Origin of the sequence: Pseudomonas sp. PSB18 (assembly GCF_014596565.1) — a bacterium.
Taxonomy (GTDB): Bacteria; Pseudomonadota; Gammaproteobacteria; order Pseudomonadales; family Pseudomonadaceae; genus Aquipseudomonas.
The window spans coordinates 110,309-135,519 of the sequence record NZ_NOIN01000008.1 but is presented as its reverse complement, the minus strand read 5'-3'; the positions used below and the strand labels follow the sequence as shown (position 1 = coordinate 135,519).

Genomic DNA, 25,211 nt, shown 5'->3' with positions numbered 1-25,211 from the left:
TCGGTGTGTCATCGCTTTGTGAAAAAAAAGTTATGCAATCTTCTCAATGATTACAAGATTTTTCAAAGCGAGCTCACTTCTGCGGATTCAACTCAACCTCGAAACGGCAACCGTTGGGCTCCATCGTACTGAGACTCACCATCCAGCCCTGGTTCTCGCAAATCCGCTGTACCAGCGACAGCCCCAGCCCAAGCCCCTCACCGCGCTTTTCATTGCCGCGCACGAACGGTTCGAACATCGCCTCGCGCTTCTCCTCGGGAATACCCACGCCGCTGTCCTCCACCACGAATCCGGTGCCGTAGAGGGTGAGACGGATAAAGCCCTGGTCAGTGTAATGCAGGGCGTTGCGCAGCAGGTTGCCCATGACCGCCGTCAGGAACGTGGCGTTATAGAGGGTGTCGAGGGGCTGGCCCGGTTCGAAAATCAGTGTCAAACCTTTGGATTCGATGGCCGCACGCCACGCGCCAAGGAGATTTTCCGCCACCTGACCAAGGGTCAGGCGAGGCGACATGCCGTTGTCCTCGCGCTGAGCCCTGGCAAGCATCAGGAACGTTTGCACCAGTTCGCGCATCTCCTCACTGGCGCGGCTGATGCGCTCGACCTGGGTGCGCCCCCGTTGATCCAGTGCCGGATTTTCCAGCAACAGTTCGCAGGAGGTCGCCAAGACCATCAACGGCGTGCGCAACTCATGGCTGACATCACTGGTAAACAACCGCTCGCGCGTCAGGGCCTGGCGCAGCCGCCCCAGCGTCGCGTCGAACGCCACCGCCAGTTCACCCACTTCATCGGCGGCATAATCAGGCGCCAACGGAGGGGCGAGTCCGAGAAGCTGGTCGCGGTGTCGCACTTGCCGGGCCAAACGCACCACCGGCGCCATCACCCGACGCGCCAGGATCCAGCCGAGGAACACCGCCAATGCCAGGCTGAGCACGAAGCCCACCAGCACCACGGCGAACAGCACCCGCTCGCGTTCTTCGAAGTCGCTCTGGTCCTGCAGCAACACGTAATGCCGGCCGTCAACGATCTCCACCATGGCGTGATAGGACAATTGTTCGCGAAACACCTCGTGGAAGCCGGGCTCCAGATGGCGCAGATCCTTGGGCAATTCGAAGTCACCCTGGCCGCCGCTGAAATAGAACAATTGATCAGGTTCCGGACGATGATTCCAGTCCGAGACACTGTCCATCAGCAGCAGGCGTTGCAGGTCGCCGCCCAACCCGGAGGAAATCAACTTCTCCTCCACCAGGTGCACCGTTGCCACGATTCCCATGGCGAACGCGCCGGCCACCAATGCACTCATCAACGCAAACGCGATGATGATCCGTTGGGCAAGGCTCTGCTTAAACTCCATCGCGGCCCTCGGCCAGGCGATAACCGACACCGTGCACGGTATGCAACAACGGCTTGTCGAACGGCTTGTCAATCACTTGGCGCAATTGATGGACATGGCTGCGCAGGCTGTCGCTGTCCGGGCAATCATCGCCCCACAAGGCCTCTTCAAGAATTTCCCGACGCAATACGTGGGGACTCTTCTGCATCAGCACCGCCAGCAACTTCAGGCCGACCGGGTTGAGCTTGAGCAGTTTGCCCTCGCGGGTCACCTCCAGGGTATCGAGGTCATAGCTCAGGTCACCGACCTGCAACGCACGCCGCCCGCCCCCCTGGGCCCGGCGCATGACCGCTTCGATCCGCGCCGCCAGCTCCGACAGGGCAAAGGGTTTGATCAGGTAATCATCGGCCCCGGATTTGAAGCCCTGCAGGCGGTCATCCAGTTGATCCCGGGCGGTGAGCATGATCACCGGCGTATCCCGCCGGGCATCTTCGCGCAGGCGCTTGCACAAGGTGTAGCCGTCGATGCCCGGCAGCATGATGTCGAGCACGATCAGGTCGTAATGCTCGGTCGCAGCCAGGTGCAGGCCCGACAGACCGTCCTGGGCGCAATCGACGGTATAGCCCTTGAGCCCCAGGTAATCGGCCAGATTGGCCAGGATGTCGCGATTGTCTTCGACCAATAGAATTCGCATGGGCACCTCTGCGTATACGGTTAACAGCCGTCTTGGCCCGCGCAGCTTACGGCCAATGACGACTCAGGACCAGTGACCTGTACTCGAATTGACCGTACAGGCCACCAAGGCTGTAGACGACATGCGTCAATGCCTTCGAGGGATAACATTATTGATGCGTTTTTCACTATCGGTTCACAAACTGACTACAGTGTGGGGATAATACTTTCGCGCTATCGGTTTGATATATAAGGAATGTAGTAAATGGACTTTTTGAAAATGGCGCCCATGCGCTTTTTGCTGCTGATCACCGGCGCCTGGCTGGTGGTGTTTCTCCTGACCCGAACCGTTTTGCTGTTGGCACACCTGGATGAATCCGGTGGTGGCACCCTTTCGGTCTTCGGCATTGGCCTGTTGTATGACTTGGGCTTCCTCGCCTATGCAATCCTGCCGATGGGCCTGTACCTATTGCTTTGCCCTGCGGCCTTGTGGCGCCGTCGCGGCCATCGTTGGTTTCTTCAAGGACTGTTGACGATCAGTTTGTTCGCCATGCTGTTCACCTCGGTGGCCGAATGGCTGTTCTGGGATGAGTTCGGCGTGCGCTTCAACTTCATCGCTGTCGACTACCTGGTCTACTCCGATGAGGTGTTGAACAACGTGCTGGAGTCCTACCCGATCGGCACCCTGCTGACGATTCTCGCCGTACTGGCGGTGGGTTTGAGCCTGGCCTTGCGCAAACCGTTCAAGGCCGCGCTGGACGCCCCATTGCCAACTTTGCGCGGACGCCTGCTCAATGCGTTGGGCCTGATGGCCGTCGCCGGCCTGAGTCTGCAACTGCTCAGCCAGGATGCACCACGGGCCCAGGGTGGCAACGCCTATCAGAACGAGCTGGCGAGCAACGGCCCGTACCAGTTCTTCGCTGCGTTCCGTAACAACGAACTGGACTACGGACAGTTCTACAGCACCTTGGCCCCGGCCACCGTCGCCCAGCAGATTCGCGCCGAACTGAACGAGCCCAATGCACGCTTCATCGGTGAAGACCCACAAGACATCCGGCGGACAATCGATAATCCCGGCCCCCTCCGCAAACCGAACATTGTGCTGGTGACGATCGAAAGCCTCAGCGCCAAATACCTGGGCAGCAACGGTGACAAACGTGACCTGACCCCCAATCTGGACGCCTTGCGCAAGCAAAGCCTGTATTTCAATAACTTCTACGCCACCGGCACCCGTACCGACCGCGGCCTGGAAGCCATTACCCTGGCCATTCCGCCGACGCCGGGACGTTCGATCGTCAAGCGTATCGGCCGGGAAAGCGGCTTTGCCAGCCTGGGCCAACAATTGAGCGCGATCGGCTACGACAGTGTGTTCGTCTACGGTGGCCGCGGCTACTTCGACAACATGAACGCTTTTTTCAGCGGCAACGGTTATCGTGTCGTCGATCAGAGCAGCGTCGAAGAATCCGAAATCCACTTCAAGAATGCCTGGGGCATGGCCGACGAGGACCTGTACAAGCAGACGTTGAAGCTGGCCGATGCCAACTATGCCAAGCAACGGCCGTTTCTATTGCAACTGATGACGACCTCCAACCATCGCCCTTACACCTATCCGGAAAACCGGATCGATATCAAATCCGGCAATGGCCGGGATGGGGCGGTCAAGTACACCGACTATGCCATTGGTCAGTTCCTGGAACAGGCTCGGCAGAAACCGTGGTTCGATAATACGATATTCGTCTTCGTGGCCGATCACACTGCAGGCAGCGCCGGCAAGGAAGACCTGCCGATCAGCAATTATCAGATTCCATTGTTCGTTTACGCGCCAAAGCTGATCGAGCCACGTGAAAACGACCAACTCGCCAGCCAGATCGATCTTGCGCCGACCTTGCTCGGGTTGCTGAACCTGGATTACGAGTCGACGTTCTTCGGTCGCAATCTGTTGCAGGACAATCCGTTACCGCCCCGTGTCGTGGTCGGCAACTACCAGCATCTGGGCATGTTCGACGGCAAGGATCTGGCGATCCTCAGCCCGCGTCAGGGGCTGCGTCGGCATGATGATGCGTTGACCGAAAGTCGCGAGTCCCGGGCAACCAGTGACGATCCTTTGATCAGCCGCGCCATTACGTATTACCAAACCGCCAGTTATGGCTTCAAACAACAGCTGCTTGGCTGGAGAGCACCCATGGAGGGTGTCGAGCAAGTCAGCGAACGTTAACCGAACTGCCCCGGGAGGATGGCCCGGGGTATTTTCTTTTGTGCAGGACCTGTCATGCCGTCAAGTGTTTTACGCTCTTCCCCTCGCCCGCTGAACTTCTGGCTATGCCTGGGCATTCCCGCCGTTACAGCGATCATTCTGATCCTGCTGGAATGGACCGACCTGGACATGGACCTGGCCCAGCTGTTCTATGACCCCACCGCTGGCGACTTCATCGGGCGACACAGTTTTTTCCTGGAAGACATCCTCCATGACCGGGCGAAACAAGTGGTTATCGCTTTTTCGGTGTTTTCCATCGTCGGCTTCATAAGCGCTTTTTTTGTCACCCGGCTTAAACCCTTCAAACGTGAGTTGGGCTGCCTGGTGCTATCCCTGGCACTGGCGACATCTTTCGTCACGCCGATGAAGGCGGTGACAGCGGTGCAATGCCCCTGGAGCCTGAAGGAGTTCGGCGGCAAGGAAACCTACAGTGAATTGCTGAGCCCGCGTCCAGACACCAACAAACCGGGCAGGTGCTGGCCGGGGGGGCACGCCGCTACCGGATTTACCCTGTTCGCACTGTTCTTCGTATTGCGCGACCGCAGGCCGCGTCTGGCCCGGCGGGCCTTCGTATTTGCCTTCACCCTGGGAACGGTATTCTCCATAAGCCGGATGATGCAGGGGGCGCACTTCTTCTCACACAACGTGTGGACAGCCGTGTTCTGCTGGCTGATTTGCCTGGGATGCTATTACTTCGTCCTGTACCGGCCGGGCACGAGAGCAGAACCCATGGTCGAAGCACAACCGGTCAATGCTTGAGCAGCATCCGACTGAAACCTGGAAGCCGAGCTTGCTCGCGATGACGACGGGACATCCGACATCATTGCAAAAGGATCCACCGCTATTGCGAGCAAGCTCGGCTCCCACAGAAATTGGCTGAATAGCGAAAGTATTTCCAACACCAGCCAATAAAAAACCCCGCCTGCTTTCGCAGGCGGGGTTTTTTAGTACCGGGGTAAGGCTGGCTTACATCATGCCGCCCATGCCACCCATGCCGCCCATGTCTGGCATGCCGCCGCCAGCTGGAGCGTCTTCCTTGATTTCAGCGATCATCGCCTCGGTAGTGATCATCAGGCTGGCAACGGAGGCCGCAGCCTGCAGAGCCGAACGAGTCACTTTGGCCGGATCCAGGATACCCATTTCGATCATGTCGCCGTATTCGCCGGTAGCAGCGTTGTAACCGTAGTTACCCGAACCCTGCTTGACCTTGTCGACCACAACGCTTGGCTCGTCACCGGAGTTGGCAACGATCTGACGCAGCGGAGCTTCGACAGCGCGACGCAGCAGGGTGATACCGACGTTCTGATCGGCGTTGTCGCCTTTCAGTTCGCTGATGGCCTGCAGGGCACGAACCAGCGCCACGCCACCGCCAGGTACCACGCCTTCTTCGACGGCTGCACGAGTGGCGTGCAGGGCGTCTTCAACGCGGGCTTTCTTCTCTTTCATTTCAACTTCGGAACCGGCGCCAACCTTGATGACAGCAACACCGCCGGACAGCTTGGCCAGGCGCTCTTGCAGTTTTTCACGGTCGTAGTCGGAGGAAGTCTCGGCTACCTGTGCACGGATCTGGGCAACGCGAGCCTGGATGTCAGTCTCAACGCCGGCACCGTCGATCACGGTGGTGTTTTCCTTGGAGAGGATCACGCGCTTGGCGTTACCCAGGTGCTCCAGGGTGGTGCTTTCCAGGCTCAGGCCGATTTCTTCGGAGATTACGGTACCGCCGGTCAGGACGGCGATGTCCTGCAGCATGGCCTTGCGACGGTCGCCGAAACCTGGTGCCTTGACGGCAGCAACCTTGACGATACCGCGCATGTTGTTCACAACCAGGGTCGCCAGGGCTTCGCCTTCAACGTCCTCGGCCACGATCAGCAGTGGGCGGCCGGCTTTGGCAACGGCTTCCAGCACTGGCAGCATTTCACGGATGTTGGAGATCTTCTTGTCGACCAGCAGGATCAGCGGGCCGTCGAGCTCGGCAACCATGGTGTCCGGCTTGTTGACGAAGTATGGCGACAGGTAGCCACGATCGAACTGCATGCCTTCAACGACGGACAGTTCGTTTTCCAGGCCCGAGCCTTCTTCAACGGTGATCACGCCTTCTTTACCGACTTTTTCCATGGCTTCGGCAATGATGTCGCCGATGGAGTTGTCGGAGTTGGCCGAGATGGTACCCACCTGAGCGATGGCCTTGGAGTCGGCGCACGGCTTGGACAGGGCCTTGAGTTCCTTGACGATGGCGATGGTCGCCTTGTCGATACCGCGCTTGAGGTCCATCGGGTTCATGCCGGCAGCGACGGCTTTCAGGCCTTCGTTGACGATCGATTGCGCCAGGACGGTGGCGGTGGTGGTGCCGTCACCGGCATCGTCGTTGGCACGGGAGGCAACGTCTTTGACCAGCTGCGCGCCCATGTTTTCGAAACGGTCCTTGAGCTCGATTTCCTTGGCTACGGAAACGCCGTCCTTGGTGATGGTCGGAGCGCCGAAGCTCTTCTCGATGATCACGTTACGGCCTTTCGGGCCCAGGGTCGCTTTTACTGCGTCAGCCAGGACGTTGACACCGGCGAGCATTTTCTTGCGGGCGGAATCGCCGAATTTAACTTCTTTAGCAGCCATGATCGATATTCCTTAAATACTGTGTAGTAGCGGGAAGATGAGCGGGGAAATCAGCCTTCGAGAACAGCGAGGATTTCGCTCTCGCCCATTACCAGTAGTTCTTCGCCGTCGACTTTTACTGTGTTGCTGCCGGAGTAAGGGCCGAACACGACCTTGTCACCCACTTTCACGGCCAGCGCACGCACTTCACCGTTGTCCAGCACACGGCCGGTACCTACAGCGAGAACTTCACCGTGGTTGGCTTTCTCGGCAGCCGAACCTGGCAGGACAATACCGCCAAGGGATTTCTTCTCTTCTTCGCTGCGACGGATGACGACGCGGTCATGCAGAGGACGAAGCTTCATTGTCGATCTCTCCTAATTTTGGTTTTCATCGGCCGGTGTAGTCCCGGCGGGTTTAACAAAAGCCGGCAGAGCCGGGTGCGGTTCGTCAGTCGAACCGCGGAAGTCTGTCCGGTGTTGCCACCGGAAACCTTGCGGTGACCGATACATAAGGGCGTACAGGGGGATTACAAGGGCCGGATCGAAAAAAATTCTTCTTCGAGACGAAAACGAACACGGCACCCGAAGGTGCCGTGCGGTGGGTTTTACTTGGAATCGCGGTGTTCGAACTCGCCTTCGATCACATCGGGTTCGCGGCCCAGGGGTTCTCGCGGCGCCGGACCACCACGGGGCTGGAGGTCGTCGGCGAAAGCCCGCTGGCGCATCGCCTGTTCTTCGGCACGCTGGCGCATCTTGTTGGCCAGCAATCGACGGGTAAACGGCAGCAACATGATCAGGCCCACCACGTCGCTGATGAAGCCGGGCAGGATCAGCAGACCGCCGCCCAGGGCCAGCATCAGGCCTTCGAGCATGGTCTGGGCAGGCAGCTCGCCGCGGCTCAGGCTTTCACGGGCACGCAAGGCCGTGGCGAGGCCGGCGATGCGCAGCACGAACACGCCGAGCATCGAGCCGAGAATGACCAGCAGCAGGGCCGGGAAAAACCCGATCGCACCGCTGACCTTGACGAATACGAACAGCTCCAACACCGGGAACAGCAGAAAGAGCAATAAAAAAGGGCGCATCAAATGGTTTCCTCAACGCAAGAATGCCTGGTGGCCTGTACGAATTAGCCACACAGGCCACTGGCTATGAAAACCTAAATGACGTCGCTCTTTCGTGAATTCAAGCATCGGCCTCTGCATTTTTCGGCCATTCTTCGGCGTGGGCCAGATAAACCAAGGCTTCGCGAACTTGTGTCGGCGTATTGCAAGTCGCTGGAAATGCCAGCCAATGCAGTCCCTGACCAATGCGCAGGTGCATGCCTTCGCTGTCGATGCCCACCAGTTGCGCCGCTTCGGTCCTGGGCAGATCGGCCAGATCGACGTAATGGGCGATGGCCTTGGCGTGATCCGCATTCATGTGTTCGACCATGCTCGCCTCGGCTTTGCCGGCAAAGGGGTTCGGCACGGTGATCCGATCAATCCAGTGAATGGCCCCAAAGCCGCCGATGTAACGATGACGCACCGGATCGAGCACCCAGAAATCGAAATCGTGGGCCTTGTGGTAGTTCTGCGATTCAGGGAAGTAGCGATAGTAACGCTCGGCGGCAGCGTCGATGGCGGCGCTGTCTGCAAGTTTCCGCGCTTCGGCCAGGTAGGTCAGGCGCCCCACGGCCTGTACGTCTTCGGCGCCCCGCTCGCCCACCAGCATGGAGCACTTGGGGTCCTTCAGCAGATTGTGGGTGTGCTGGGCGATGCGGCTGATCAGGATCAACGGCCGCCCTTGCTCGTCCAGGCAATACGGCACCACGGACCCGAACGGAAAGCCAGGCATGGATTTGGAATGGGTGGAGAGCATTCCACGGTATTCCTTGAGCAGTAATTCTCGGGCATGCTTGGCAGCGTCAACGCTCAATTTATGACTCCTTCGATGAAATTCGTCTAAAAACGCTCAGACACCTGGATATACGAATGCAACTCACTGACAAAGTAATCATTATCACCGGCGGTTGCCAGGGTCTGGGCCGCTCCATGGCTGAGTATTTTGCCGGCAAAGGCGCGAAACTCGCCCTGGTGGACCTCAACCAGGAGAAACTCGACCAGGCCGTTGCCGCTTGCGTGGCCAAGGGCGTCGAAGCCCGGGCCTACCTGTGCAACGTCGCCAACGAAGAACAGGTAAGCGACATGGTGGCCCGGGTCGCCGAGGATTTCGGCGCGATCCACGGGTTGATCAATAACGCCGGGATCCTGCGTGACGGTCTGCTGCTCAAGGTCAAGGACGGCGAAATGACCAAGATGAGCCTGGCCCAATGGCAAGCCGTGATCGACGTCAACCTCACCGGTGTATTCCTGTGTACCCGTGAAGTGGCGGCGAAAATGGTCGAGCTGAAGAACAGCGGCGCCATCATCAACATCTCGTCGATTTCCCGGGCCGGCAACATCGGCCAGACCAACTACTCGGCCGCCAAAGCCGGTGTGGCCGCCGCCACCGTGACCTGGGCCAAGGAACTGGCGCGCTACGGCATTCGTGTGGCCGGCATCGCACCGGGCTTCATCGAAACCGAGATGACCCAAAGCATGAAACCCGAGGCCCTGGAAAGAATGACATCCGGCATTCCACTCAAGCGCATGGGCCGCCCCGAAGAAATCGCTCATTCAGCGGCCTATATCTTCGAGAACGACTATTACACCGGACGGATCCTGGAGATGGATGGCGGGTTGCGGATGTAAATCTGCCGCCAAAACTGGTGTGGGAGCGAGCCTGCTCGCGATGGCGGCGTGTCAGTCAACGCGAGGTTTGAATGTAATTCCGCTATCGCGAGCAGGCTCGCTCCCACAGGATTTGCCTCCAACCCTGTCAGTCGTCGCTGACAGTAATGTTCGGCATCGCCGGTGCAGCCGCTTCCTGCAACACGATCCGCGCGCCCACATGGCGGGCCAGTTCCTGGTAGACCATGGCGATCTGGCTGTCCGGCTCGGCGATCACCGTCGGCTTGCCGTCGTCGGCCTGCTCGCGGATCAGCATCGACAGTGGCAGCGAAGCCAGCAACTCTACGCCGTACTGGGTCGCCAGTTTTTCCCCGCCGCCTTCGCCGAACAGATGTTCAGCGTGCCCGCAGTTCGAACAGATGTGCACCGCCATGTTTTCCACCACGCCCAGCACCGGGATGTTCACCTTGCGGAACATCTCCACCCCCTTGCGGGCATCCAGCAGGGCCAGGTCCTGGGGGGTGGTGACGATCACCGCGCCGGCCACCGGGACTTTCTGCGCCAGGGTCAGCTGGATATCGCCGGTGCCCGGCGGCATGTCGATCACCAGGTAATCCAGGTCGCCCCAGGCAGTCTGTGTCACCAGTTGCAGCAAGGCACCGGATACCATCGGCCCGCGCCAGACCATCGGCGTGTTGTCGTCGGTCAGGAAGGCCATGGACATGACCTCCACACCATGGGACTGGATCGGCACGAACCATTTCTGGTCCTTGACCTGCGGCCGGGTGCCCTCGGCAATGCCGAACATGATGCCCTGGCTCGGACCGTAGATATCCGCGTCGAGCATCCCGACCTTCGCCCCTTCACGGGCCAGCGCCAGGGCCAGGTTGGCGGCGGTGGTGGACTTGCCCACGCCGCCCTTGCCCGAGGCCACGGCGATCACGTTCTTGACGTTTGCCAAGCCCGGCACCTGCGCCTGGGCCTTGTGGGGAACGATCACGCTGGTGACATCGACCTTGGCGGTGGTCACACCGTCCAGGGCCTCGATGGCCATCTGCAGCATCTGCGCCCAACCGCTCTTGAACAGATCGGCGGCGTAGCCGATTTCCAGCTGGACACTGACCCGCTCACCCTGGATATCGATAGCGCGCACGCATCCGGCGCTGACCGGGTCCTGGTTCAGGTAGGGGTCGGTGTATTGGCGAAGGACGGCTTCCACCGTTGCGCGATTGACGGCGCTCATGGGCAACTCCGATAGCAGGACTTGAAAAACAGGTCGCTATCCTAGACCCGATTACCGATATGTGAATACTTTTGTGGTGAGGGATTTAGCGAAACGTCGCACCGCCCCGCTGGGGTGCGAAGCGCCCCAGTCCGCCAACTGGGATCAGCCTGGCGCACCGAGTCGGCTGATTTCAGGGCTGCTTCGCAGCCCCGCGGGGATGAATCCTCTCGCCACAGTTCACACTTTAGCCACCCCGAAACCGGCCCGAAGGATGAAAAAAAGCCGCCGCCGCTTTATAGTGGCCGACCTCCGTTTCATCAAGTAGCCGAGCCCCATGTCCGAGCCACGCAAGATTCTCGTCACCAGCGCCCTGCCCTATGCCAATGGTTCGATTCACCTCGGCCATATGCTGGAGTACATCCAGACCGATATGTGGGTGCGCTTCCAGAAACATCGCGGCAACCAATGCATCTATGTCTGCGCCGACGACGCCCACGGTTCGGCCATCATGTTGCGTGCGGAAAAGGAAGGCATCACCCCGGAACAACTGATCGCCAATGTCCAGGCTGAACACAGCGCCGACTTTGCCGAGTTCCTGGTGGGCTTCGACAATTTCCACTCCACTCACGCCGAAGAAAACCGTGAGCTGTCGAGCCAGATCTACCTGAAGCTGCGTGACGCCGGGCACATCGCAACCCGTTCGATCACCCAGTATTTCGACCCGGAAAAGAAAATGTTCCTGGCCGACCGCTTCATCAAGGGCACTTGCCCGAAATGCGGCACCGAAGACCAATACGGCGACAACTGCGAAAAATGCGGCGCGACCTACGCACCGACCGACCTGAAGGATCCGAAATCGGCGATCTCCGGCGCGACCCCGGTGCTCAAGGACTCCCAGCATTTCTTCTTCAAGCTGCCGGACTTCCAGGAGATGCTGCAGGCCTGGACCCGCAGCGGCACCCTGCAGGACGCCGTAGCCAACAAACTCGCCGAATGGCTCGACGCCGGCCTGCAACAATGGGACATCTCCCGCGATGCGCCGTACTTCGGCTTCGAGATCCCCGACGAGCCGGGCAAGTATTTCTACGTCTGGCTGGATGCGCCCATCGGCTACATGGCCAGCTTCAAGAACCTCTGCAACCGCACGCCGGAGCTGGACTTCGACGCGTTCTGGGGCAAAGACTCCACCGCCGAGCTGTACCATTTCATCGGCAAGGACATCGTCAACTTCCACGCCCTGTTCTGGCCCGCGATGCTCGAAGGCGCCGGCTTCCGCAAGCCGACCGGCATCAATGTCCACGGCTACCTGACCGTCAACGGTCAGAAGATGTCCAAGTCCCGCGGCACGTTCATCAAGGCCCGCACCTACCTGGACCACCTGTCGCCGGAATACCTGCGCTACTACTACGCGGCCAAGCTTGGCCGTGGCGTCGACGACCTGGACCTGAACCTCGAGGACTTCGTCCAGAAGGTCAACTCCGACCTGGTGGGCAAGGTCGTCAACATCGCCAGCCGTTGCGCCGGTTTTATCCACAAGGGCAACGCCGGTGTTCTGGTGGCGGGTAACGCCGCACCGGAGCTGACAGACGCGTTCCTGGCCGCCGCGCCAAGCATCGCCGAAGCCTACGAGGCCCGCGACTTTGCCCGCGCCATGCGCGAGATCATGGCCCTGGCCGACCGTGCCAATGCCTGGATCGCCGACAAGGCACCGTGGTCGCTGAACAAACAGGAAGGCAAGCAGGACGAGGTCCAGGCGATCTGCGCACTGGGCGTCAACCTGTTCCGCCAACTGGTGATTTTCCTCAAGCCGGTGCTGCCGCTGCTGGCCGCCGATGCCGAGGCGTTCCTGAACGTCGCGCCGCTGACCTGGAACGATCACCAGACCCTGTTGAGCAATCATCAGTTGAACGAGTTCAAGCCACTGATGACCCGCATTGATGCCGCCAAGGTGCAAGCGATGACCGATGCCTCCAAGGAAGACCTGGCCGCCAGCCAGACCGACACCGGCGCTGCAACCGGCAACGGTGAACTGGTCAAGGACCCGCTGTCGCCGGAAATCGAGTTCGACGCGTTTGCCGCCGTCGACCTGCGCGTGGCGCTGATCGTCAAGGCCGAGGCCGTCGAAGGCGCCGACAAGCTGCTGCGCCTGACCCTGGACATCGGTGATGAGCAACGCAACGTGTTTTCCGGCATCAAGAGTGCCTACCCGGACCCGGCCAAGCTCGAAGGCCGGTTGACGATGATGATCGCCAACCTCAAGCCTCGCAAAATGCGCTTCGGCATATCTGAAGGCATGGTGATGGCGGCGGGTCCCGGCGGTGAGGAAATCTATCTGTTGAGCCCGGACAGCGGCGCCAAGCCGGGTCAGCGGATCAAGTAAGACGACTGCACGCTGCACCGATCCCACAGACGCTTTGCAAGCGGCTGTGGGATTTTCATATCTGGCCTGCCAGATAATGCCTAATCTTGTACCAGGTCCTTTTGTCGCCTAAATACATCATGTCCGACATCCTTCTCACATTGCTCGGCACTGCCCTGATCAACAACCTGGTGTTGCATTGGCCCCTGGGCGTCGATCCGCTGCTGAAGGCTGGCGGAAGACGCCAGGTCCATGCCCTGGGCCTGGCCTCGACATGCCTGATGCTGATGGTCGGCACCCTGGGTTACCTGATCGACCATTGGCTGCTGGTCCCGCTAAACCTGACGTCACTGCGCCTGTTCGCATGGCTGCCCTTGAGCGTCCTGTTGATCGGGCCATTGCTGCGCCTGTTGGCGCGTTGGCTGCCAGCACTGCCGTTCGGGGGGTTGTGGCCGTTGTTGCTAGGCAACGCCGGCATACTGGGCGTCACGCTGCTCAATAGCCAGGACGATCAGGGACTGGCCCACGCCATCGCCTTTGGCCTGGGTGCCGGACTGGGCTTCTGGCTGGTGTTGAGCCTGTTCGACGATTTGCGCCAGCGCACCTTCAATAACGATATCCCCTTGCCCTTTCGAGGTCTGCCTGTTCAGTTGATTGCCATCGGGTTGATGGCGGTGGCGTTCCTTGGATTACGCGGGCTGGTCAAAACATGAACCTGATTCAACGTATCGACGCCCTGCTACCGCAGACCCAATGCGGCAAATGTGGCCATCCGGGGTGCAAGCCCTATGCCGAAGGCATCGCCGAGGGCGAGCCGATCAACAAATGCCCACCCGGCTCAAGCGAAACCATCGCCGCGCTGGCCGACCTGCTGAAAATACCGGTGCTGGAACTGGATACCAGCCGTGGCTCGGCCCCTGCGCAAATAGCCTTCATCCGTGAGGCCGAATGCATCGGGTGCACCAAGTGCATCCAGGCCTGCCCGGTGGACGCGATTGTCGGCGCGGCAAAGCTGATGCACACCGTCCTCATCGACGAATGTACGGGCTGCGATCTCTGCGTGGCCCCCTGCCCGGTCGACTGCATTGAAATGCGGCCCTTGCCGATGGCGACCGTGGTGCCGGTTGTCGGAGGCCTGGCCTTCAGCCTAGAGGAACAACAGGCACGTACCGCCAAGCGCAACCATGCCCGGCGGCGCTTCGAACAGCGCAATGCGCGTTTGCAGCGCGAAGAAGAGCAGCGTCAGGCGGAACGCCTGGCCCGTACCCAGCACGCCGCCAAAACCCAAGCCCAGCCCCAGGCAATGGATCCGGTGCAAGCCGCACTGGAACGGGTACGCGCGCAAAAAGCCGCCAGCGCCGATGCCGCGCTGAAAAAGGCCAAGGTCGACCTGGCCATGAGCCGGACACAATTGAACAAATCCTTGAAAGCGTTCGGCCATCCGCCGACTTTTGAGCAGCAGTCGCAATTGATTGTGCTGCAACGCCAGTACGAAGCGGCAGAGCAGGCCCTGGCACAGTTGGAAAGCAGCGTACCGCCGGCCGCACCCACCGCCGCACCGGCACCGGATGCCGAACTGAAGCGGGCGAAGATTCAATTGGCGATGCGCCGCGCCGAACTCAGCAAAGCCCGGGCGGCGGCAGCCCCGGACGCAGACGTACAGGCGTTGGAGCAGGCGGTAGAAAATGCCAAACGCCAGGTGGACGCCCATGCCACTTCCTGAGGCCCCGGATGAGCGGCTACGGCACGCGATGACGCGCGTGCTGTTGGCCACGCTGCCCGGTGTGCTGGCATTGATGTGGTTTCATGGCTGGGGCGTGGTACTCAACTTGCTGCTGTCCGGGGTCACCGCATTGGCGGTCGAAGCACTGGTGCTGCGCTTGCGGCATCGACCGCTCAAACCCGAACTGAACGACGGCAGCGCGCTGGTCAGCGCCACATTACTGGCCCTGGCCTTGCCAGCCTATTGTCCATGGTGGCTGACGGTGACCGCGGCCGCTTGCGCCTTGTCGTTCGGCAAGCATCTCTGGGGCGGCGTCGGCACCAATCCGTTCAACCCGGCCATGCTCGGTTATGCCCTGGTGCTGGTGGCGTTTCCCGCCCACATGAGCCAATGGCCAATGCCCCACAGCGTCGGCTTGCTTGAAGGCCTGCAACAGGTGTCAGGCGTTCATCCCACACCCGATGCCTGGGCCGGCGCGACAGCGCTGGACAGCCTGCGCGTCAACAAAAGCCTGACCATCGATGAGTTGTTTGCCAGCAATCCCGCGTTCGGACGTTTTGGCGGGCGCGGTGCCGAGTGGATCAACCTGGCGTTCCTGGCAGGCGGCCTGTTCCTGCTGCAACAACGTGTATTCAGCTGGCATGCGCCGGTGGGCATGCTGGCCGGCCTGTTCGCCATCAGCCTGTTGTGCTGGAACGGCTCCGGCTCGGACTCCCACGGTTCACCGCTGTTTCATCTGCTGACGGGAGCAACCCTGCTGGGGGCTTTTTTTATCGTGACCGAACCGGTTTCGGGGCCCAAGGCGCCGCTCGCACGCCTGCTGTTCGGCATAGGCGTGGGACTGCTGCTCTACCTGATCCGCATCTGGGGCGGCTACCCGGATGGCGTGGCGTTTGCGGTGCTGCTGATGAACCTCGGGGTGCCGGCGCTGGAGCGTTTCGTCGAAACACGGCAAGGACGGCAAGCGCCATGAGAAATCCCGGCGGCCTCGTCATCCTGGCGCTGCTGATCTCCCTCGGTCTCGGCACCACTTACATCATGCAGGTCGGCACTGCCGAGCGCATCGAGGCCCAGCAACAGACCCTCGCGAACAGAACCCTGCTCGAAGTGCTGCCGACCGACCTGTACGACAACCAACCATTGGCACAGCCGGTTTTAACGGGTCCGATCCCCCTGGCCCATAGCACGCTGCTGGGCGGCTACCTCGCGACCCATGCCGGCCAGCCCGCCGCCGTGCTGTTACGCAGCCAGGCGTTGGGCTACGAAGGCAGTATCGAACTGCTGATCGCCATCGACCCGTCAGGCCGTCTGCTGGGGGTGAAAACCCTGCGCCAGGCCGAGACACCAGGCCTGGGCGCGGCCATTGCCGGCTGGCCGAATGCCTGGCTGCAGAGCTTCAACGGCAAATCCCGTGAAGCCCCTAACGACAACGGCTGGGCCTTGAAAAAAGACCAGGGACAATTCGATCAACTGGCCGGCGCAACGGTGACCTCTCGGGCAGTACTCCAGGCCGTACACGATGCGCTGCGCTATTTCGACGAACACAAGGCACCCTTGACCGGAGGCGTTGCCCATGAATAGACCGTCACTGACCCACGGCCTGCTGCTCGTGCCTTTGGTCGGCGCCAGCCACTCATTGGTCAATGCGCTGGGCCTATGGATGGCGTGGACGCTGATCAGCGGCAGCCACGGCTTGGCAATGGGTCTCCTGCGGCCGCGCCTGAGCGCCTATCAGCGCTTGCTGACCTCTGTCGTCCTGGCCGCTACCCTGACCGCCTGCGCCAGTCTCGCCGCGCAGGCCTGGTGGCTGGAAGGGTACCGGCCGTTGAGCCTTTACATCGGCTGGATAGCCTTGAGTTGCGTGGCGCTGGAACACGACCGTTCTTTCACCGAGCCGCGCCTGTCAGGCTATCTCACGCTGACGGGGCTGTTCGGTCTGTTGATGCTCGGCTTGGGCGCCTTGCGCGAACTGATCGGCAACGGTACGCCATTGGCCTTGCTTGCCCCCGGCGGGTTCCTGCTCCTTGGCCTTCTGCTGGCCGCCTACCAGGCTTGGATGCCTGCCAAAACCCAATCAACCCTCGAGGAAACGCCGCGCCCATGAACGCCGCAAAACGCCTGGAAATATTTCGCCGCTTTCACGAAGACAATCCCGAGCCGAAAACCGAGCTGGTCTATTCCTCGCCGTTCGAGTTGTTGATCGCGGTGATCCTCTCTGCCCAGTCCACCGATGTCGGCGTCAACAAGGCCACGGCCAAGCTGTTTCCGGTGGCCAACACTCCAGAGGCGATCCATGCCCTGGGCGTCGAGGGACTGTCCGAATACATCAAGACCATCGGCCTGTTCAACAGCAAGGCGAAAAACGTGATCGAAACCTGCCGCTTGCTGATCGAGCGCCATGGCAGTGTCGTTCCCCAGACCCGCGAGGCGCTGGAAGCCCTTCCCGGCGTAGGCCGCAAGACCGCCAACGTGGTGCTCAATACCGCATTCCGCCAGTTGACCATGGCAGTGGACACCCACATTTTCCGTGTCAGCAACCGAACCGGCCTGGCGCCGGGCAAGAATGTGGTGGAAGTGGAGAAGAAACTAATGAAGTTCGTGCCCAAGGAGTATCTCCTCGACTCCCATCACTGGCTGATCCTGCATGGACGCTACGTCTGCCTGGCACGCAAGCCCCGCTGCGGCAGTTGCCGGATTGAAGACCTGTGCGAATACAAGGACAAGACCTCTGACGATTGAGTCGTTATTGCTTTTATAGATTCATCGATTGAAAAAATCTTTTTTACCCGCTCGTGGTTTATCGATATAAGGTGCCCCAAAGGCAGTCTTAGCCTGGAGTCGAACCCATGAGTACTGGCAAAGAACAACTGGATGTAGAAGACGATTTCATCGCCATTGAAACCGAAGACGCCGAACCGGTGGTGGAAGTGCCCAAGACCAATCTGAGCAAACGCCGAACCATCGATAACCTGCTGGAAGAGCGTCGCCTGCAGAAGCAACTGGCCGATTACGACTTTGACCTCTGACACGTAAAAGCCTCCCTGGTGGAGGCTTTTTACTGAGTACGCGTGACCTGAACCTCACACCAACCCGTTACGCTGTGCCAGCTCGATCAAGTCGACCAGCGAACGGGCATTGAGCTTCAACAACAAACGGGTCTTGTAGGTACTGACGGTCTTGTTGCTCAAAAACATCCCATCCGCAATTTCCTTGTTGGTTTTTCCACGAGCCAGTTGCTGCAGCACCATCATTTCTCGTCCGGACAAGCGATCCACCATATCGGACTCGCTGGCATTGCCCAGACTCGAACGCACCGTGTGCAGCGCCTGGTTGGGAAAGTAGCTGTAACCGGAGAGCACTGCTTTTATTGCACTCAACAATTCCGTCAGATCCTGTTGCTTGCACACATATCCGGCCGCCCCCGTCTGCATGCATCGCATCGAAAAATGTCCGGGTGCCTGGGAGGTCAATACCAGCACTTTCAACGGTGATGGGTTGGAGGTCAGACGCGCGATGACCTCCAGTCCGTCCAGTTTCGGAATACCAATATCCAGGATGACAATATCAGGGGCTTGCTCCCGGGCAAGTTGTAACGCATCGACGCCGTTATCCGTTTCGGCAATAACTTCATAACCATGACGCTCCATTAGTAAACGTACAGCAAGACGAATGACGGGATGATCATCGACGATCAGCACTTTATTCATGGGCAAATCCAACTTCGCTGTTCGAATTTTTAGAGCAGGCACAATAGCCTAGTCATTTCTACCTTGGCATGCCGCGCCCCCTGGCCGCCCACACCGAAAGACGCAACCTACAGGCAACACAGAAAATTCCTACAAATTCTCGCGAAAATAATGTGCCATGAATGGGTCCGCAGAAAGCAGGCGGCGCTTTCACCGTTCCCGCCCCCCTATGAGTAGCGCGGGTTTTACCCAATGGGAGCGTTCTTTTTACATAGAGAGAGAAACTCGGCCGCTCATAAAAAGTAACCGAATTATTTATCCATAAACCGCATTTTCCCCTGCCCCCACCGCTAATTTCCTATAAAAGGACAGAACCATCAAATACGACGACTACAACAAAACACCAATACTTCATACATGCACGCTAACTAAACCGACGCACTTATTAAACTTCACCCTACTCAAACTATCGAACTGGATCACTCATGAGCATTCACCATGAACAAGTCTTTGAAAACCATTGCAAACCCCATGACTCTCATCGCCATATTCGCCACCTTATCCGAAACCTCCGCGGCGATTTCCTTGCCATTTCTGGATGATCAGGATCGTAAATATTATCTGTGGTTCCTGATCAGCTTTCCTTTTTATCTCCTGCTTCTTTTTTTCGTCACGCTTAACTTCAACTATCGTTCGTTATATTCCCCTTCCGACTTTCGCAAGAACAAACACTTCGTCAGGACCATGGATGACCCGAGGTGCCGTGGCAAACGCGTGTTCCGCCGCCCCCACAAGATAAAAAAATGGCGGATGCGCCTGCTGCGAAGAAAGCACGATCAACGGCGGGTGATTTTTCTCGTATGCGCCCCTTCGGAACGGCTGATCGAAGTCGATCGAGCCAAACGTTCCAAACAGACTGCCGAGCATGCAGAGGTAGTCGTATACGTCATGTACAGCCGCGACAGGGCTGGCGTTGTGCAGGACGGATGAAGGATCTGGAGAAAGCGCCGCAACGGAGCACAGCACAGATAGGGAAGGCAAAAAAAACGGCCTGCTCAGGGCAGGCCGTTTTCACATCGGCAGGATCAGAACAGCTTGCGACCCTTGTTCGCCGCAATGCGCATGCGCAAGGCATTGAGCTTGATGAACCCGGCCGCGTCGGCCTGGTTGTAGGCACCGCCATCCTCTTCGAAGGTCGCGATGTTGGCATCGAACAGCGAATCGTCGGACTTGCGCCCGGTCACGATCACGTTGCCCTTGTACAGCTTCAGGCGTACGACACCGTTCACATTGACCTGGGAGGCGTCGATCATCTGTTGCAGCATCAGACGCTCAGGGCTCCACCAGTAACCGGTGTAGATCAGGCTGGCGTACTTGGGCATCAGCTCGTCTTTGAGGTGCGCCACTTCGCGGTCCAGGGTGATCGATTCGATTGCCCGGTGAGCGCGCAGCATGATGGTGCCGCCAGGGGTTTCGTAGCAACCACGGGACTTCATGCCGACATAACGGTTCTCGACGATGTCCAGACGACCGATGCCGTGTTCGCCACCGATACGGTTCAGGGTCGCCAGCACAGTGGCCGGGCTCATTTCCACGCCGTCCAGTGCGACGATATCGCCGTTGCGGTAGGTCAGCTCCAGGTATTGCGGAGTATCCGGGGCCTTTTCCGGGGAAACGGTCCAGCGCCACATGTCTTCTTCGTGCTCGGTCCAGGTGTCTTCCAGCACGCCGCCTTCATAGGAGATGTGCAGCAGGTTGGCATCCATCGAGTACGGGGATTTCTTCTTGCCGTGACGCTCGATCGGGATCGCATGCTTCTCGGCGTAATCCATCAGTTTTTCACGGGACAGCAGGTCCCACTCGCGCCACGGGGCAATGACTTTCACGCCGGGCTTGAGGGCATAGGCGCCCAGTTCGAAACGCACCTGGTCGTTGCCCTTGCCGGTGGCGCCATGGGAAATGGCGTCGGCGCCGGTTTCGTTGGCGATTTCGATCAGGCGCTTGGCGATCAGCGGACGGGCGATGGACGTACCGAGCAGGTACTCGCCTTCGTAAACGGTGTTGGCACGGAACATCGGAAACACGAAGTCGCGGACGAATTCTTCGCGCAGGTCATCGATGTAGATCTCTTTGACGCCCATGGCCTGAGCCTTGGCGCGTGCAGGCTCGACTTCTTCGCCCTGCCCCAGGTCAGCGGTGAAGGTCACCACTTCGCAGTTATAAGTGTCCTGCAGCCACTTGAGGATCACCGAAGTGTCCAGGCCGCCGGAATACGCCAGAACGACCTTGTTTACGTCCGCCATGCCATCACTCCACGGGTTGTACGGAAAGCCGTGAAGTCTAACGTCCAGCGCAGATAATTTACAGAGGCGCGACAGCTTATGACGACGAAGCGACAGATTATGTCAGCCGCGCGACGATTAAATCGAATCAGGATGTCCGCGCGGTGGCCGGAACCGGGCTCGGCGCCGATGTCTTGGCCGGCGCAGCCGTGGGCGACGGGGCCTTGGCGGGTGCGGCTGCCGGCGCTGGAGCCTTGGCCGGAGCCGCTGCGGGCGCGGGTGCTGGCTGAAGGGCAGGTTGAGGTACCAGCGCTTCGGTGGGGGACACACGCGACAGCTGGACGACCACACGGCGGTTCTTGGCCCGGTTGGCGGCGTTGGTGTTGGGTACCAGGGGATAGCGCTCGCCATGGAAGCGCAAGGTGATCTGCGACTCCTGGAAGCCATTGGCCTTGAAGAAATCCTGGACCGCCAGGGCCCGTCGGCGCGACAGCTCACGATTGGTCAAACGGTTACCGCTGTTGTCGGAGTGACCGTCGAGTTCGACATGATTGACACTCGGGTCGGCCTTGATGAAGTCCAGCATCACCTGCAATTGAGCCTTGGCGTGTGCGTCGAGCTCGACCTCTTCGCCGGGGAAGCCGATCTGGGTCTGCTTCACTTGTTCGAAATTCTTTGGCAACAGTTTCGCCACACAGCCTTGATAGTCGCTGAAAGCCTTGTTGAAGCGCACGGGCAGCAGCCGGACTTCCGACACCCGCCCGTCCTCGGTGTTGCGACGCACCACCGGGCTACGCCCCTCCATCAGCCCGCTGATCAAACGACCCGCCTGGACCTGGGAGCTGTTGAACAGCACGTCGCCACTGCCGATCCTGACCGACCCCAGGTTGATGTCGCCCCGTCCCGGTTGCCACGGCGCTGCCGCCGCCAACAAGGTTGCCGACCCGCCGCCCATCATCGGGTTATAGGTCTTGAGGCGGAACGTGGCCTGCTCGCCCGCCCGGCGCACGAACTCACCGCTGCCGAAATCGGTGATCGGCTGGCTCAGCCGGCACTCGAACTTGTCGCCTTCGACCGTCCACTCAATGCTCTCCAGACGGGTCTGGAAAGTGAGCGCCATGGCGGGAAGGCTGGCAAACACACTGAGCAAGGCTAGATAACGCTGGCGCACGGGAGGCTCCACTGGCTTTTGTACGAAATTCGGTACTCGCTGAGAGTATGACGCCGGCCCGAGACACTGCACGGATTCGGTTCATACCTGAAGGGGCTATCGGTCACTTGCGGCAAAACTTGATAGCGGGTGCCTGTATCGGTCTTTTCCGGTAGCATTCCCCAGAGTTTGACCCGCCTGGAAGCCCCCCAATGTCCGACCGCCTGACCCTGCTGCGTCCCGACGACTGGCATATTCATCTTCGCGATGGTGCTGTGTTGACCCATACCGTCGCCGATGTCGCGCGCACCTTCGGGCGCGCAATCATCATGCCTAACCTGGTTCCGCCCGTGCGCAATGCCAGCGAGGCCGATGGCTATCGCCAGCGTATCCTCGCCGCACGCCCGACCGGCAGCCGCTTCGAACCGCTGATGGTGCTTTACCTCACCGACCGTACCCAGCCCGAAGAAATCCGCGACGCCAAGGCCAGCGGCTTCGTCCATGCCGCCAAGCTGTACCCAGCCGGCGCCACGACGAACTCGGACTCCGGTGTCACCAGCATCGACAAGATCTTCCCGGCGCTGGAGGCCATGGCCGAAGTCGGCATGCCCTTGCTGATCCACGGTGAAGTCACCCGCGGCGATGTCGACGTATTCGACCGCGAGAAGATCTTCATCGACGAGCACATGCGCCGCGTCGTGGAGCGCTTCCCGACACTCAAGGTCGTGTTCGAACACATCACCACCGGCGATGCCGTGCAGTTCGTCAACGAGGCCCCGGCCAACGTCGGCGCAACCATCACCGCGCATCACCTGCTGTACAACCGCAACCACATGCTGGTGGGCGGGATCCGGCCGCACTTCTATTGTCTGCCGATCCTCAAGCGCAACACCCACCAGGAAGCCTTGCTCGATGCCGCCACCAGCGGCAGCGCCAAGTTTTTCCTCGGCACGGACTCGGCCCCCCACGCCCGCCATGCCAAGGAAGCGGCCTGCGGCTGCGCCGGTTGCTATACCGCCTATGCCGCCATCGAGATGTACGCCGAGGCGTTCGAGCAACGCAACGCGCTGGACAAGCTCGAAGGCTTCGCCAGCCTCCATGGCCCACGCTTCTATGGTCTGCCGGTGAACACCGATCGTATTACCCTGGTCCGCGACGAATGGACCGCCCCCGCCAGCCTGCCCTTCGGCGAGCAGACTGTCATCCCGCTGCGCGCCGGTGAAAAACTGCGCTGGCGCCTGCTGGAGGAAAACGCGTGAGTGAAGAGCATTTCGATGACGAACTGGACGGCAACGGCGGTTCAAGCGGCACTCGCCACCCCATGGCTGCCCGGTTCCGGGGTTACCTGCCGGTGGTGGTCGACGTAGAGACCGGCGGTTTCAACTCTGCCACCGATGCGCTGCTGGAAATTGCCGCGACCACCATCGGCATGGACGAAAAAGGTTTTGTGTTCCCTGACCACACCTATTTCTTTCGCGTCGAACCCTTCGAAGGTGCCAACATCGAAGCAGCGGCCCTGGAGTTCACCGGGATCAAGCTCGATCACCCATTGCGCATGGCTGTCAGTGAAGAAACGGCCCTGACCGACATCTTCCGCGGTGTGCGCAAGGCGCTGAAGGCCAACGGTTGCAAACGCGCGATCCTGGTCGGGCACAACAGCAGCTTCGACCTCGGTTTCCTCAACGCGGCCGTCGCGCGCCTGGACATGAAGCGCAACCCGTTCCATCCGTTCTCCAGCTTCGACACCGCCACCCTGGCCGGCCTGGCATACGGCCAGACCGTGCTGGCCAAGGCCTGCCAGGCGGCCGACATCGACTTCGATGGCCGCGAGGCTCACTCGGCCCGCTACGACACCGAGAAGACGGCCGAGCTGTTTTGCGGGATCGTCAATCGCTGGAAGGAGATGGGTGGCTGGCAGGATTTCGACGATTGAGTGCAAATCCTGGCTTGGCAGCGAGGGGATTTATCCCCTCGCCACAAGTACTGCGTGCAGTTCTAAACCATAAAAAAACCGGCCCATCGAGGGCCGGTTTTTTTATGCCTGTTTCGCTTACAGCTTGTCGCCGTGCTCACCTAGGTAAGCGGCAACGCCTTCAGGCGATGCAGTCATGCCCTTGTCGCCTTTTTTCCAGTTGGCAGGGCAGACTTCGCCGTGCTCTTCATGGAACTGCAGGGCGTCGACCAGACGGATCAGCTCTTCCATGTTACGACCCAGTGGCAGGTCGTTGATGATTTGCGAACGAACCACGCCTTTGTCGTCGATCAGGAATGCACCACGGAACGCCACGCCGCCTTCGGATTCGACGTCATAGGCCTTGGCGATTTCGTGCTTCATGTCGGCAGCCATGGTGTATTTCACCGGGCCGATGCCGCCGCCGTTGATCGGCGTGTTGCGCCAGGCGTTGTGGGTGAAGTGGGAGTCGATCGAAACGGCAATCACTTCAACGTTACGGGCCTTGAAGTCGTCCATGCGGTGGTCCAGAGCGATCAGCTCGGACGGGCAGACGAAGGTGAAGTCCAGCGGATAGAAGAACACCAGGCCGTATTTGCCTTTGATGGCCGAGGACAGGGTGAAGCTGTCGACGATTTCGCCATTGCCAAGAACGGCAGGAACGGTGAAGTCAGGGGCTTGCTTGCCTACGAGTACGCTCATTGGATATCTCCTGGTGTAGTAACGTGAAAAACCAAGGCTCGTGCCAGCCTGCCACCCTCCGGCGACAACCCTGTGACACGAACCTGCTTCGCAAGGATCGACCATCATACACCGCGCATTTGGACTGTCCTCAACGGTTTTTTGGCGTTATCGAAAAATCGCCAGAGTGCCATTAAGAAACCGTTCGTCAGCCCGAGGCCGCTCTATCCCAGGCACTTCAGAAACCACTTTGACAATCATTCTCGTTAACATTAAGATCCGTCTCAATTGAGTCACAACCAGCGACGGTTCTCACTTATGTATGTATGCCTCTGCACTGGCGTCACCGACGGACAAATCCGCGAAGCGATCTATGAAGGTTGCTGCAGCTATCGCGAAGTCCGCCAGGCCACCGGCGTAGCCAGCCAATGCGGCAAATGCGCCTGCCTGGCCAAGGAAGTGGTTCGCGAAACCCTCGCCAAGGTGCAAACGGCCCAGGCATCGATCCCCTTCCCCGTGGAATTTACCGCCGCGTAATAAACAGGCTTTTAAAGAACCGGACTCAGTGTCCGGTTTTTTTATGCCTTTAAATCAATTGC

Annotated in this window: 26 protein-coding genes; 15 read left to right on the top strand and 11 right to left on the bottom strand. The window is 59.7% G+C overall.

Going from position 1 to position 25,211, the window contains the following annotated elements; genetic code table 11:
• Positions 1–73: 73 nt before the first annotated feature.
• Both CGA22_RS19455 and colR read right to left on the bottom strand, forming a co-directional pair.
• A complete protein-coding gene (locus CGA22_RS19455) occupies positions 74–1,351 on the bottom strand; it encodes a sensor histidine kinase (RefSeq protein ID WP_041024884.1) in 1,278 nt (425 codons plus the stop codon).
• Positions 1,341–2,024 carry a two-component system response regulator ColR gene (colR, locus tag CGA22_RS19450; RefSeq protein WP_025215158.1) on the bottom strand — a complete coding sequence of 228 codons (684 nt, stop codon included), beginning with the start codon at positions 2,022–2,024 and terminating at the stop codon, positions 1,341–1,343. Before colR ends, CGA22_RS19455 begins: the two co-directional genes overlap by 11 nt.
• Before the next feature lie 243 nt (positions 2,025–2,267).
• Between colR and CGA22_RS19445 the strand changes: the two genes are divergently transcribed.
• Entirely contained in the window at positions 2,268–4,217 is a 1,950-nt protein-coding gene (locus CGA22_RS19445; RefSeq protein ID WP_041024885.1) for an LTA synthase family protein, read from the top strand.
• 54 nt (positions 4,218–4,271) lie between these two features.
• Positions 4,272–5,015, top strand: a complete 744-nt coding sequence (locus CGA22_RS19440; RefSeq protein WP_041024886.1) for a phosphatase PAP2 family protein — start codon at positions 4,272–4,274, stop codon at positions 5,013–5,015.
• A gap of 207 nt (positions 5,016–5,222) precedes the next feature.
• Here CGA22_RS19440 and groL read toward each other — a convergent pair whose 3' ends face one another.
• The 4 genes from groL to CGA22_RS19420 all read right to left on the bottom strand — a co-directional run bounded on the left by groL (position 5,223) and on the right by CGA22_RS19420 (position 8,761).
• Positions 5,223–6,866, bottom strand: coding sequence for a chaperonin GroEL (groL, locus tag CGA22_RS19435; protein WP_024779526.1), 1,644 nt, complete (start codon positions 6,864–6,866; stop codon positions 5,223–5,225).
• Between the two features lie 50 nt (positions 6,867–6,916).
• On the bottom strand, positions 6,917–7,210 hold the full coding sequence (locus tag CGA22_RS19430; RefSeq protein WP_024779525.1) for a co-chaperone GroES: 294 nt from the start codon (positions 7,208–7,210) through the stop codon (positions 6,917–6,919).
• Between the two features lie 242 nt (positions 7,211–7,452).
• A complete protein-coding gene (locus CGA22_RS19425) occupies positions 7,453–7,929 on the bottom strand; it encodes an FxsA family protein (RefSeq protein ID WP_188258680.1) in 477 nt (158 codons plus the stop codon).
• 100 nt (positions 7,930–8,029) lie between these two features.
• Complete coding sequence (locus CGA22_RS19420) at positions 8,030–8,761, bottom strand: HugZ family protein (RefSeq protein WP_041022734.1); 732 nt, start codon at positions 8,759–8,761, stop codon at positions 8,030–8,032.
• Between the two features lie 56 nt (positions 8,762–8,817).
• Here CGA22_RS19420 and CGA22_RS19415 point away from each other — a divergent pair, with 56 nt between their 5' ends.
• Positions 8,818–9,576, top strand: a complete 759-nt coding sequence (locus tag CGA22_RS19415) for an SDR family oxidoreductase (protein ID WP_024779522.1) — start codon at positions 8,818–8,820, stop codon at positions 9,574–9,576.
• A gap of 127 nt (positions 9,577–9,703) precedes the next feature.
• Here the strand turns inward: CGA22_RS19415 and apbC are convergent, their stop codons facing one another.
• Positions 9,704–10,798: an iron-sulfur cluster carrier protein ApbC gene (gene apbC / locus CGA22_RS19410; RefSeq protein ID WP_041022735.1), complete on the bottom strand. Its 1,095-nt coding sequence runs from the start codon at positions 10,796–10,798 to the stop codon at positions 9,704–9,706.
• A 316-nt stretch (positions 10,799–11,114) separates the two neighbouring features.
• Between apbC and metG the strand changes: the two genes are divergently transcribed.
• The 8 genes from metG (at position 11,115) to CGA22_RS19370 (ending at position 17,888) form a co-directional block, all read left to right on the top strand.
• Positions 11,115–13,160 carry a methionine--tRNA ligase gene (gene metG, locus CGA22_RS19405; RefSeq protein WP_041022736.1) on the top strand — a complete coding sequence of 682 codons (2,046 nt, stop codon included), beginning with the start codon at positions 11,115–11,117 and terminating at the stop codon, positions 13,158–13,160.
• A gap of 119 nt (positions 13,161–13,279) precedes the next feature.
• Positions 13,280–13,852 carry an Rnf-Nqr domain containing protein gene (locus CGA22_RS19400; RefSeq protein ID WP_041022737.1) on the top strand — a complete coding sequence of 191 codons (573 nt, stop codon included), beginning with the start codon at positions 13,280–13,282 and terminating at the stop codon, positions 13,850–13,852.
• Complete coding sequence (gene rsxB, locus CGA22_RS19395) at positions 13,849–14,862, top strand: electron transport complex subunit RsxB (protein ID WP_041022738.1); 1,014 nt, start codon at positions 13,849–13,851, stop codon at positions 14,860–14,862. The genes CGA22_RS19400 and rsxB overlap by 4 nt, the downstream gene beginning before the upstream one ends.
• Positions 14,849–15,835, top strand: coding sequence for an RnfABCDGE type electron transport complex subunit D (locus CGA22_RS19390; protein ID WP_041022739.1), 987 nt, complete (start codon positions 14,849–14,851; stop codon positions 15,833–15,835). The genes rsxB and CGA22_RS19390 overlap by 14 nt, the downstream gene beginning before the upstream one ends.
• Positions 15,832–16,443: an RnfABCDGE type electron transport complex subunit G gene (locus CGA22_RS19385; protein ID WP_041022740.1), complete on the top strand. Its 612-nt coding sequence runs from the start codon at positions 15,832–15,834 to the stop codon at positions 16,441–16,443. Before CGA22_RS19390 ends, CGA22_RS19385 begins: the two co-directional genes overlap by 4 nt.
• On the top strand, positions 16,436–16,966 hold the full coding sequence (locus CGA22_RS19380; RefSeq protein ID WP_041022741.1) for an Rnf-Nqr domain containing protein: 531 nt from the start codon (positions 16,436–16,438) through the stop codon (positions 16,964–16,966). Before CGA22_RS19385 ends, CGA22_RS19380 begins: the two co-directional genes overlap by 8 nt.
• The gene (gene nth / locus CGA22_RS19375) at positions 16,963–17,601 is read left to right on the top strand and encodes an endonuclease III (protein WP_041022742.1); all 639 of its coding nucleotides are present in this window, start codon (positions 16,963–16,965) and stop codon (positions 17,599–17,601) included. The genes CGA22_RS19380 and nth overlap by 4 nt, the downstream gene beginning before the upstream one ends.
• A gap of 107 nt (positions 17,602–17,708) precedes the next feature.
• On the top strand, positions 17,709–17,888 hold the full coding sequence (locus CGA22_RS19370) for a PA3496 family putative envelope integrity protein (protein ID WP_139647744.1): 180 nt from the start codon (positions 17,709–17,711) through the stop codon (positions 17,886–17,888).
• A 54-nt stretch (positions 17,889–17,942) separates the two neighbouring features.
• On the opposite strand, the gene CGA22_RS19365 is transcribed toward CGA22_RS19370, so the two are convergent.
• Positions 17,943–18,569, bottom strand: a complete 627-nt coding sequence (locus CGA22_RS19365; protein ID WP_041020234.1) for a response regulator transcription factor — start codon at positions 18,567–18,569, stop codon at positions 17,943–17,945.
• Positions 18,570–19,046: 477 nt separating this feature from the next.
• On the opposite strand from CGA22_RS19365, the gene CGA22_RS27170 reads away from it, so the two are divergent.
• Complete coding sequence (locus tag CGA22_RS27170) at positions 19,047–19,538, top strand: hypothetical protein (RefSeq protein ID WP_041020235.1); 492 nt, start codon at positions 19,047–19,049, stop codon at positions 19,536–19,538.
• 95 nt (positions 19,539–19,633) lie between these two features.
• On the opposite strand, the gene CGA22_RS19355 is transcribed toward CGA22_RS27170, so the two are convergent.
• A complete protein-coding gene (locus tag CGA22_RS19355) occupies positions 19,634–20,851 on the bottom strand; it encodes an argininosuccinate synthase (RefSeq protein ID WP_024779511.1) in 1,218 nt (405 codons plus the stop codon).
• A gap of 127 nt (positions 20,852–20,978) precedes the next feature.
• A complete protein-coding gene (locus CGA22_RS19350) occupies positions 20,979–22,001 on the bottom strand; it encodes a flagellar protein MotY (RefSeq protein WP_041020236.1) in 1,023 nt (340 codons plus the stop codon).
• 191 nt (positions 22,002–22,192) lie between these two features.
• On the opposite strand from CGA22_RS19350, the gene pyrC reads away from it, so the two are divergent.
• Both pyrC and rnt read left to right on the top strand, forming a co-directional pair.
• Positions 22,193–23,239 carry a dihydroorotase gene (pyrC, locus tag CGA22_RS19345; RefSeq protein ID WP_041020237.1) on the top strand — a complete coding sequence of 349 codons (1,047 nt, stop codon included), beginning with the start codon at positions 22,193–22,195 and terminating at the stop codon, positions 23,237–23,239.
• Positions 23,236–23,913, top strand: coding sequence for a ribonuclease T (gene rnt, locus CGA22_RS19340; RefSeq protein ID WP_041020238.1), 678 nt, complete (start codon positions 23,236–23,238; stop codon positions 23,911–23,913). The genes pyrC and rnt overlap by 4 nt, the downstream gene beginning before the upstream one ends.
• Positions 23,914–24,030: 117 nt before the next feature.
• On the opposite strand, the gene CGA22_RS19335 is transcribed toward rnt, so the two are convergent.
• Positions 24,031–24,633, bottom strand: coding sequence for a peroxiredoxin (locus CGA22_RS19335; RefSeq protein ID WP_041020239.1), 603 nt, complete (start codon positions 24,631–24,633; stop codon positions 24,031–24,033).
• A 297-nt stretch (positions 24,634–24,930) separates the two neighbouring features.
• On the opposite strand from CGA22_RS19335, the gene CGA22_RS19330 reads away from it, so the two are divergent.
• Entirely contained in the window at positions 24,931–25,149 is a 219-nt protein-coding gene (locus CGA22_RS19330) for a bacterioferritin-associated ferredoxin (protein ID WP_041020240.1), read from the top strand.
• Positions 25,150–25,211 lie beyond the last annotated feature (62 nt).

Excerpts from the sequence above, each read along its gene's own strand:
- CGA22_RS19385 (WP_041022740.1), top strand. The coding sequence starts at position 15,832 with ATGAGAAATCCCGGCGGCCTCGTCATCCTGGCGCTGCTGATCTCCCTC.
- CGA22_RS19365 (WP_041020234.1), bottom strand. The coding sequence starts at position 18,569 with ATGAATAAAGTGCTGATCGTCGATGATCATCCCGTCATTCGTCTTGCT.
- apbC (WP_041022735.1), bottom strand. The coding sequence starts at position 10,798 with ATGAGCGCCGTCAATCGCGCAACGGTGGAAGCCGTCCTTCGCCAATAC.
- CGA22_RS19390 (WP_041022739.1), top strand. The coding sequence starts at position 14,849 with ATGCCACTTCCTGAGGCCCCGGATGAGCGGCTACGGCACGCGATGACG.
- CGA22_RS19425 (WP_188258680.1), bottom strand. The coding sequence starts at position 7,929 with ATGCGCCCTTTTTTATTGCTCTTTCTGCTGTTCCCGGTGTTGGAGCTG.
- CGA22_RS19455 (WP_041024884.1), bottom strand. The coding sequence starts at position 1,351 with ATGGAGTTTAAGCAGAGCCTTGCCCAACGGATCATCATCGCGTTTGCG.
- metG (WP_041022736.1), top strand. The coding sequence starts at position 11,115 with ATGTCCGAGCCACGCAAGATTCTCGTCACCAGCGCCCTGCCCTATGCC.
- CGA22_RS19445 (WP_041024885.1), top strand. The coding sequence starts at position 2,268 with ATGGACTTTTTGAAAATGGCGCCCATGCGCTTTTTGCTGCTGATCACC.
- CGA22_RS19370 (WP_139647744.1), top strand. The coding sequence starts at position 17,709 with ATGAGTACTGGCAAAGAACAACTGGATGTAGAAGACGATTTCATCGCC.
- CGA22_RS19400 (WP_041022737.1), top strand. The coding sequence starts at position 13,280 with ATGTCCGACATCCTTCTCACATTGCTCGGCACTGCCCTGATCAACAAC.
- CGA22_RS19355 (WP_024779511.1), bottom strand. The coding sequence starts at position 20,851 with ATGGCGGACGTAAACAAGGTCGTTCTGGCGTATTCCGGCGGCCTGGAC.
- CGA22_RS19430 (WP_024779525.1), bottom strand. The coding sequence starts at position 7,210 with ATGAAGCTTCGTCCTCTGCATGACCGCGTCGTCATCCGTCGCAGCGAA.
- CGA22_RS19440 (WP_041024886.1), top strand. The coding sequence starts at position 4,272 with ATGCCGTCAAGTGTTTTACGCTCTTCCCCTCGCCCGCTGAACTTCTGG.
- groL (WP_024779526.1), bottom strand. The coding sequence starts at position 6,866 with ATGGCTGCTAAAGAAGTTAAATTCGGCGATTCCGCCCGCAAGAAAATG.
- CGA22_RS19380 (WP_041022741.1), top strand. The coding sequence starts at position 16,436 with ATGAATAGACCGTCACTGACCCACGGCCTGCTGCTCGTGCCTTTGGTC.
- rsxB (WP_041022738.1), top strand. The coding sequence starts at position 13,849 with ATGAACCTGATTCAACGTATCGACGCCCTGCTACCGCAGACCCAATGC.
- CGA22_RS27170 (WP_041020235.1), top strand. The coding sequence starts at position 19,047 with ATGAACAAGTCTTTGAAAACCATTGCAAACCCCATGACTCTCATCGCC.
- colR (WP_025215158.1), bottom strand. The coding sequence starts at position 2,024 with ATGCGAATTCTATTGGTCGAAGACAATCGCGACATCCTGGCCAATCTG.
- pyrC (WP_041020237.1), top strand. The coding sequence starts at position 22,193 with ATGTCCGACCGCCTGACCCTGCTGCGTCCCGACGACTGGCATATTCAT.
- CGA22_RS19415 (WP_024779522.1), top strand. The coding sequence starts at position 8,818 with ATGCAACTCACTGACAAAGTAATCATTATCACCGGCGGTTGCCAGGGT.
- CGA22_RS19330 (WP_041020240.1), top strand. The coding sequence starts at position 24,931 with ATGTATGTATGCCTCTGCACTGGCGTCACCGACGGACAAATCCGCGAA.
- CGA22_RS19335 (WP_041020239.1), bottom strand. The coding sequence starts at position 24,633 with ATGAGCGTACTCGTAGGCAAGCAAGCCCCTGACTTCACCGTTCCTGCC.
- nth (WP_041022742.1), top strand. The coding sequence starts at position 16,963 with ATGAACGCCGCAAAACGCCTGGAAATATTTCGCCGCTTTCACGAAGAC.